The 400-nt window shown below is 46.8% G+C and carries 1 protein-coding gene; it reads left to right on the forward strand.

Translation table 11 applies throughout. From position 1 onward, the window contains the following. The coding region (locus NE664_15100) for a phosphoglycerate mutase (GenBank protein ID MCQ4727960.1) at positions 1 to 400 on the forward strand (400 nt) is incomplete at both ends.

The following is a 400-nucleotide window of genomic DNA, read 5'->3' on the forward strand; positions in this document are numbered from 1 at the left end:
CAGGAAGCGACGTAGCAAACCTTGCCGCAATGGGGTTCGACGCAACCGAATGTTACACAGGCCGTTCGCCGCTTGAAGCAGTAAGCATAGGCATTGACATGGCAAAAACGGATATTACATTCAGATGCAATCTTGTTACGCTTTCCGATGATGAAAAATACGCCGAAAAAACAATGAAAGACTACAGCAGCCAGGAAATAACCACCGCCAAAGCGGCTGAACTTATATCGGCAGTAAACGATGCATTTAAAACCGACGAAATAGAATTTTTTGCCGGCATAAGCTACAGGCACTGTATGATATGGCATAACGGCCCATGCGGCCTTGGGCTCACGCCTCCCCATGATATTTCCGATAGGAAACTAACCGATTACGTTCCTAAAAACGGCAGGCTGTTTGA

It is taken from the genome of Anaerotignum faecicola (genome assembly GCA_024460105.1).
GTDB lineage: Bacteria > Bacillota > Clostridia > Lachnospirales > Anaerotignaceae > JANFXS01.